At 65.1% G+C, this 3,221-nt stretch carries 2 protein-coding genes; both read left to right on the forward strand.

Translation table 11 applies throughout. The features are described from left to right. Positions 1 to 315 precede the first annotated feature (315 nt). Complete coding sequence (locus tag AC5L3X_RS39040; protein WP_494863819.1) at positions 316 to 1,962, forward strand: hypothetical protein; 1,647 nt, start codon at positions 316 to 318, stop codon at positions 1,960 to 1,962. Further along, positions 1,943 to 3,221 (forward strand): hypothetical protein (locus AC5L3X_RS39045; RefSeq protein ID WP_494863820.1); only part of this gene is annotated, 1,279 nt, incomplete at its 3' end. The genes AC5L3X_RS39040 and AC5L3X_RS39045, both read left to right, overlap by 20 nt.

The following is a 3,221-nucleotide window of genomic DNA, read 5'->3' on the forward strand; positions in this document are numbered from 1 at the left end:
TCGGCGGTAGAGCGCGCCAATGGTGGGTGAGTTGTTGTGGGTTTTGATGGGTTTGTTGTTCCTGATTGGGCTAAGCCGTATGTGGGTTGGGCTGTGGGGATGGATTGGCCTGAGGGGGATGAGTCGGGGTGTTTTCGGTTGGCGGATGCGTGTGTGGCGTCTGCGGGGAGGTTGGCTGAGGGGGGTGGTGTTTCGGCGTTTTCGTTGCCTGGTGGGGATTGGGATGGTGATGCTCTTCGGAAGTTTGTGGAGCATGTGCGGGTTGTGTCGGGGCCGGGGTTGGCGGAGGCGGTTGATCGGCTGGTCGGGGCGGCGTTGGAGTTCAATGAGTTGGGTGTGCAGGTTGAGTACACCAAGCGGATGATTGAGGTTTCGGTCTGGTTTTTGATTTTTCAGATTGGTTGGTTGCTGGCGGCGGCGGTGGGGCCGTGGGGTGGTGTGTCGCTGGCGTTGGTCGGGCCGAGGGTGCAGTTGTCGAGGTTGGTGATCGCGCAGCTTGGTAAGCGGTTGCTGGTGAATGTGGGGTTGTTCGGGGCGTTGCTGGGTGGGATGGATTTGGCGGTGCAGGCGTCTCAGTCTCGGCGTGATCATTTGGATTTGGCGCAGTTGGGGATGTCGGCGGGTACGGGTGTGTTGATGGGTGGTTTTCTGACTGCTTTCACGGGTTTGTTTCCCACTCGGTCGATGTGGGGGTTGATGGGCCGGTCGGGTTTGGCCAGTGGGGGGACCACGTTGACTCCGATGTTGTTCAGTGATCAGCCGGTGGATTGGGAGTTGGTGCTGAAGGGGGTGACGTCGGGGGTTTTGGGTGGTGCTGACGCACACTGGGCGAGTTGGAACCCGGGCGTGCGTGTTCCGGGTGGTGAGGGGCCCGCGGGTGGGTTGGGCGGTGAGCGTGATGGCGGGCCTGCTGGGTTGCCCGATTCCACGCCGACCGGGGATGGCGGCCTGGGGCAGGGGAGTTCCGTCCGGGGTGGTATGGATGCCGCGGACTTGAAGGATCCCGTGCTGAGTGCGGCGCAGAAGGCGCATGCGCCGGGCGGTGAGACGACGTCACTGTCGGCCGCGCCCAAACAGAGTGTCGATCCCGCTGATGTCCACTCTGCTGCGAACGGGCTGCGGGCCGTGCCCGAGGTCGGGCCACGGCCGGAGGGTGTGATCCAGCAGGCGGCTCATCAGGTGACTGGCCAGTTAGGAGAGCAGTCGGGTGGGCCGGGGGCGGCGCGCACCGCGTTGAGTGATGGCGGCAAGCCGGGTGTCGCGCAGGGTGTCAGGCCGGAGGTGGCCACCATGCCAGCTCCGGCGCGCAGCATCGACTCTCTCATCAACCGCTCCAGTGACGTGCCGGTGGCCGTCAAGCCCGCCGGTGGTCCGGTCTCCACGGCCGCGGTCCCTGGTCCCGCCGGTGGTCCGGCCTCCGTGACGGCGGTTCCCGGCCGTGATGGCGGTCCGGTCTCCACCACGGCCGGCAGTGTCCCGGCGAGTATCAAGCCCGGGACGGTGGGCGGCCCTGCCGGTTCGATTCCGCCCGGTTCTCTGCCGGCCGTTGCGGCTGGCTTGGACTCCGCCGGGTCCGTCACGTCGCACCCGGTTGGGGCCGGCACCCACCCGGCAGTTATCGCCGGAGACACACCGGGCCCTGTCCCCCCGTCGAAGATCGACATGCTGTTGAATCAGCCGGCTGTCGTTTCCGAGCCGGGCGCGCGGGGAGGGCCTGCTGAGCCGGCCGCGGCGCCCCCTTCGACGCCGGCTACGTCGGCGGCGGCTCTTCCTTCGCCGGTGGCGGGTAAGGATTCGTCGGCGTCCAGCCCGTTCCAGATTCTGGCGGATCCGGGGCGGTCGGGCGACGGTTATGCAAGTCCGGGGTTGTGGGGAAAGTACGGCGCCGCGGGCGTCTTGATCAGGCATGTCCATGGCGAACAGGGGGGAGCTACACCCTGCTTTGGCCGAGTCGCTCGGTGACGTGATGTCGTTGTTCGATACCGGAGCGCGTGTCGGCGATGAAGGTGTATCGGTGACGGTGCCGGAGATTCCCCGGATGGAGGGATATACCCAGGTCGGTGGGCAGGCGGGCAGTAACACCGGTGGGCGTTTCGTGGATCCGTCGGGTAAGGAGTGGTATGTCAAGGCTCCGAAGAGCGATGTGCATGCCATGAACGAGGTCTTGGCCAATCAGCTTTATCGGGAGGCCGGGGTGCGTGTGCCGGTGGTCGAGTTGATCGAGCTGAACGGCAATTTCGGTGACCGTAATCTGGGAGTGCGCTCCGGCATTGTCGAGGGGGTGCAGGATCTCGCCGCCCGGGTGGATGATCTTGCGTATCTCAAGGAGTTGTACGGCGATTTCGCGGTAGACGCCTGGGTGGCGAATTGGGACACGGTGGGGTTGGGTTTCGACAACATCTTGTCCACCGCGGAGGGGAAGGCGCGGATCGACGGCGGTGGCTCATTGCTGTTCCGCGCTCAAGGCGAGCCGAAGGGGGACATGTTCTCCGGCTTCGTCGGTGAGATCGACTCTTTGCGGGATCCGCACGTCAATCCACAGTCGGCGAAGGTGTTTCAGCATGTCACCGACGCGGATATCCGGACCGGTGTGGAGAAGATCGCGAAGATCAGCGAGCAGCGGATCGATGAACTGGTGGACCGGCTGAACTTCCCGCCTAAGGAAGCCGACCTTCTCAAGTCCACGTTGAAGGAGCGCCGAGCCGATCTGATCGCTCGCTTCGGGCCGGTGGACGAGATGGCCGGCGCCGGTCAGGCGCCAGGTCATCACGGTTCTCCGACGGTCACGCACTTGACGACCGGCCTTCCCCAGGCGAGTGGGGCGCACATCCTGGGCGGAACCCCGGTCGGCTTTCCGACCTTGTCACCCGGCCAGGTTCTGAACCTGCTCGGTCCCGACGGCTCACTGATCGCCACGGCGCACCCGAAGCCCGAGGGGCCGGCTCACCCGCTTTTCGGCGACTCGTACGGGCCGGGAAAACCGCCGGCCAGTGTGTTGCCGGCGAACTCGCATCTCCCCTATAAAGGGCTCGCCGCCGAAGGTGACAGCACTTTCACAGGGGCGCTCCACCGCCACAAGTGGAATATCTACTACATCGGACCGGGCAAAAATGTCCCGTTGGATGCGCCGTTCGGTTCCCGCCGGGTCGGCACGTCGTTCGGGGAAGCGGTCTGGGGTAATGTCATCAAGAAGCTGCCCGACGAGCATCGCCAGGCGATCG

The sequence above is a fragment of the Nonomuraea sp. CX421 genome, assembly GCF_059358955.1.